This is a genomic window from Psychrobacter pulmonis, assembly GCF_904846465.1.
GTDB lineage: Bacteria > Pseudomonadota > Gammaproteobacteria > Pseudomonadales > Moraxellaceae > Psychrobacter > Psychrobacter faecalis.
Window position 1 is genome coordinate 1 of sequence record NZ_CAJHAT010000011.1, and the last position, 4,652, is coordinate 4,652.

At 41.9% G+C, this 4,652-nt stretch carries 4 protein-coding genes and 1 pseudogene; 1 reads left to right on the top strand and 4 read right to left on the bottom strand.

The window, feature by feature from the left end:
• Nucleotides 1–1,102, bottom strand: a 1,102-nt coding sequence (locus tag JMX70_RS12380; RefSeq protein WP_227671270.1) for a MobA/MobL family protein, incomplete at its 3' end; no start/stop codon positions are given.
• Nucleotides 1,103–1,320: 218 nt separating this feature from the next.
• On the opposite strand from JMX70_RS12380, the gene JMX70_RS12385 reads away from it, so the two are divergent.
• Nucleotides 1,321–1,728: a hypothetical protein gene (locus JMX70_RS12385; protein ID WP_201592574.1), complete on the top strand. Its 408-nt coding sequence runs from the start codon at nt 1,321–1,323 to the stop codon at nt 1,726–1,728.
• A 3-nt stretch (nt 1,729–1,731) separates the two neighbouring features.
• Here JMX70_RS12385 and JMX70_RS12390 read toward each other — a convergent pair whose 3' ends face one another.
• The 3 genes and pseudogenes from JMX70_RS12390 to JMX70_RS12400 form a co-directional block, all read right to left on the bottom strand.
• A complete protein-coding gene (locus JMX70_RS12390) occupies nt 1,732–2,130 on the bottom strand; it encodes a hypothetical protein (protein WP_201592578.1) in 399 nt (132 codons plus the stop codon).
• 720 nt (nt 2,131–2,850) lie between these two features.
• Nucleotides 2,851–3,801, bottom strand: a complete 951-nt coding sequence (locus JMX70_RS12395; protein ID WP_201592580.1) for a replication initiation protein — start codon at nt 3,799–3,801, stop codon at nt 2,851–2,853.
• A 212-nt stretch (nt 3,802–4,013) separates the two neighbouring features.
• Nucleotides 4,014–4,652, bottom strand: a pseudogene (locus JMX70_RS12400) (hypothetical protein); the annotation flags it as partial.

Genomic DNA, 4,652 nt, shown 5'->3' on the forward strand with positions numbered 1-4,652 from the left:
GTTCTGCTGCCTTCTCCATCGCTTCCTGTTTCGCCCGTGCCACCTTCTCCGCTTCCTGTTTCGCCTGTGCCACCTTCTCCGCTTCCTGTTTCGCCTGTGCCACCTTCTCCGCTTCTTGTTTCGCCTGCGCCACCTTCTCCGCTTCTTGTTTCGCCTGCGCCACCTTCTCCGCTTCTTGTTTCGCCTGCGCCACCTTCTCCGCTTCTTGTTTCGCCTGTGCCACCTTCTCCGCTTCTTGTTTCGCCTGTGCCACCTTCTCCGCTTCTTGCGCTGTCTTCTGTTGTGCGGCTTCTCTCAGTTTCATTATGTCGGCTAAGCGTTTTTGTCTTTCTTGCATTTCTAATTCTGTAGGTATATCTATTTTTTTGCGGTCTTTTAGTGCTGCTATATACATTCTTTTGGCCTCAAGGCTGTCCAAATATACAGCTCTAATCTTAGGCGTCTGAATTTGTGCCATTGTTAAATTTACAGGCTGGCGCTTATATCCTCGATCCTTAAGCGACTTCATGCTAATTCTTGCTTTTCTATTGGCTAACTCAAGATGGGAATTGCACATTCTTTCCCAGCGGTCACGCTGCTCAGACAACTCGGCTTTTCTGTCAGCTGGTGCTATGCCTGTGTTTGCTTTTTTTGCACCGCCACGTTCGGGGTTTTTTGCATTATACCGTCTGAAATATTGATCAGGATCGCGCTCGATGCCGTCTATGGTACGCTCTGAGAACATCAGATGACAGTGTGGCTGCTCTAATCCGTCCATTGCTTTTGGGTTGTGGATCGCGAATTGATAGGCGAATTTATCGCCGATCTCTTGCTTGATCCAATCGTGAATAAGTGCCAATCGTTGTGCCTCATTAAGTTCACGCGGCAACGTGATAACGTGTTCTCGATACGTTGAGCCGTTTTTTCGTTCGTGTTCGTCCGACATTTTCCAGAAGAAGTTGGGATCAGACTCAGCCCACTTCGGCATGTTTCCAACTTCTGTATGCTCTAGTTTTTCGATCTTTGGGTCTTTCTCGTATTTTCCCTCACGCGCAATATATTGAGCGTGTGCTGACGCTTTTCCTTTTGCTCCTGTGCATACACTCAATCGACCTATTGCCATTTTTTTTGCTCTTGTGTGTTTTTAATCTTTTGGGGTTTTCAAAGGGGTCTTTTCCCCTTTGGCACGGGTTTCTATTTTTTGTAGCGATAGCGGAAAAAAATAGAAACGTCTAACCGTGCTTTGTCTTGCTCAGACAAAGAAAAAACATATCGCTATGCAGATATTATCATAGCATGTTAGGATCGAGAAGAATTAAAAAACATAAGGATTAGTAAATAATGGCTAACATCGATACAGAATACCTTAATTCGCTTGTGACACGTTTTAGAGCTTATAAATCACCTAATGACACTCAAAAACTAATTGTCGCACTGGGGAGCAAATCAGAGCGCTCAGATGATGATGATAAAAAGCTCTCTGTATTGTTAAGAGCTGAGAAAAAAGCAGATGAATTAGTGAAGGCTCGTGCTGCTACCCAGCGAATTATGAACGCTGAAAAAACAGCAGCTAGAAAGCTAGAAACACGAAAAAAAGTGATATGGGGTGCTGCACTTAAAACAGCCAGTAAAGACAGCCCACAGATAGCCCAGTTGATGCAAAAGCTATTCAATGAGGGGTATGTATCAAAGTCAGATCAAGACGTTGTTAAAGACGATCTGATGCACTCTAACAACGCTAATCATTAACTGCTAAACGTCTAAGCCATTATTGTCCTTATTTTTTTCCAGTCCGAGCCTGTAACCGTGATTGTATATAAGTTCTAGCAGTGTCCTCTCTAAAACATCACTACGCGCTTGTGGTTGTGTTTTAGCCCAGTCTACTACCTTTCCCTCCAGCCACTTTCTGTATCGCGCATCAGGGTCTTTGTAGCGCTTATCTGTCTTAGCTTTAAGCGCTATTTCAGGGTACAAAATGTCACCGAAATAGTAATTACATATGATATAGCTTAATGTTGTGCTACTTCTCCGCTGCTCCCCTTGGTGTATCTCATTCATAGTAACTTTGATGTTACGATCATATTTTGTTTTCATAGCCTTAACCCCTTTATTTGTATAGCCTAAATATTTTTTGAGCTTGTTTATACTCATTATAGTAGCATAGAGTACATTTATACTCAATAGCTTTTTACGTTTATTTGTGTTTTTTTGAGTCTATTTACACTCATTTTTGACTTTTGAGTATTTTTAAACTCATTTAATTTTTGAGTATTTTTATGCTCATTATTAATTTGAGTATATTTATACACAGAGTTCATTTATACTCATTTGTATAACATTGAGTTTATTCGTACTCATTTTGTATATTTATGAGTATATATATGCTCAAAATCTCGTATTTTAGGTTAATTTTTTGCGAAAATGATTAATAATATAGCTTAAAATATTGATTTTAAAGGTTTTTTAAATTAGACGGTGCTAATTAATCAAAGACCAAATGTTTTCGAAAAGCTAAAAAGTACAACGCTCTGTAATGCGCTCTAACAGCCCTGTTCAGATAGCTAAGCTACTAGGGTAGCTCAAATAGCAAACAAAGCGCCTTAGAAGCCATATTTGAAGCATACGGACGGACATTTGGTATATGTTTGAATAGCGGAGATAGAGGAGAGCAAAGTTAATACGCTGTAGTAAGAATCTGTTTGAGCTATAGCCTAAGCACTTTGACAGACAGATCAGAATCTCGACTCTGTGTGGAATTATAATAAGGGATTTGAATATTTTTATTATTAAGATTAGCTTAACGCTAAAGACCGCGAAATAGCCAAAATCCCCCCTACGGGCTAATAACTGATTATGGGATGTCCCTTTTTTTTATTTTTTCTTACGCAAGCCCCACCGTGTAAGGGTTTTAGTTGTTACCCCTAATTGCTTTGCAATGTCCGTCTTTTTAATGCCATCAGCATACATCTGTAGCGCCTGTTTTTGGGTATCAGTGCTATCGCCCCACCTCATTTTTGATCTAATGCTCTGGGTCTCTGAGAAGCGCTTATTGCTTACTGTGAAGTCTGTTTTGCTACAATAACGCGCAATGCTGCGGACAATGTGCATGACTTCATTTTCAAATAGCGGTACGTCAAACTGATTGTTATAGTTTTCGGCTATGGGCTTAAGTAGCTGTACAAGCGCGTCGTAGCTTGCCGTGCTTTCGTTGTAGCCATAGGGTCTTACCATGTCGAACAATGAGCAGTTACGCCCGAACCCTTGGTCGTTAGCGGCTTCGTCATCAGAGGGAACAACGTCAAGATTGACGAATTGAGCGAGGTATTTAAGTGTGTAGCCCTCAAGAGGTGCAGTCGTTGTGTATGTCTTCCATGTATCACTAAGCGGGTTTTTCATCAGATTACCGCCATAACTGGCGTCAGCGCCCAATTTACGTACCATTCCATATTCAACACGCGCTAGATAGCGTATGTGTTTCGCCTTAGCTTTGCCCCACATATAAACGGGGTATTTAAGCTTATATACTAGGTGAACGTGGGAGTTCTCAGGGTTCTGTATTATCAGATGAGGAGGCGGTAAATCAGCGTCATATAACGCTGCGTGTATGCCGTTGGCGTGGTCAATATCAATGACGATATAGTTGACACGGACAGGCGGATTTGGCTGTATATAGACACGCTCTATCGCGCATTTTTTCGCGCGAATTTCGCAGAAATTTTTGATGTACGAACAGTAAGGTTTGTCGGGCAGATCATTGAAATATTGACTTAGGATAGGGCTATCTTGCCAGTTCTGAAGGTCTACTTTCTGTATGTTATACATGTGTCCACGCTTGTTTTAGCGCGGTAGCTTAGTTATAATGACACTCACCACAAGTAGTCTTTATCTGCCACCACAGATTAATGATTTACTTAAGCCCTGACGCTTCCAACGTCGGGGCTTAAACCTTTCTAGGGGTTGAGTTTACGCTTTATTGACAATATCGTCAATCTCAATCCCTTACGCTCCAAGGCGTACAGCAAATACTTCTCACTTTAGGGATAATTCGGACTATTATCATAAGATGAATCAACTTGCGGTTTTTGCTCTGCTTTTGGTTGTGTGGGTTTCTCCACTGTTAGCTGTGGCTCAGCGACAGGATTAAGAGAATCCAGTTTCTCTAAGTCGTGAAAATCGCATTTTATGTTGTATTTTTCTGCAAAATCCCGAATGCCAAGTGATTCTTTTCCAAGACCGAAGTCAATCAAGATACGAGGGTCGTTTAAGACATTTTTCTGTAGCATGAAACGCTCAAATGCTTTAGCCGTATTGTTTTGCGCGTATTCTGGATTTACTTGCTCACCGCGATAATCTGTATTCGTTATCACTATTTCTTTGTTTTTGGCTATGCCGTTTTTTATAAGTTTATGTAAGTTGGCGGAAATAATCGCGGTTGTATCTTTATAGGTTGTTGTAATATTGCCGTATCTATCTGCGTCAACTATCTGAACTCTTGCCCCAAGCTTGTTTAGCATGTCAGAAGGCTTCCTTTTCTCTATGCGCTGACGTTCTGCTGCCTTCTCCATCGCTTCCTGTTTCGCCCGTGCCACCTTCTCCGCTTCCTGTTTCGCCTGTGCCACCTTCTCCGCTTCCTGTTTCGCCTGTGCCACCTTCTCCGCTTCTTGTTTCGCCTG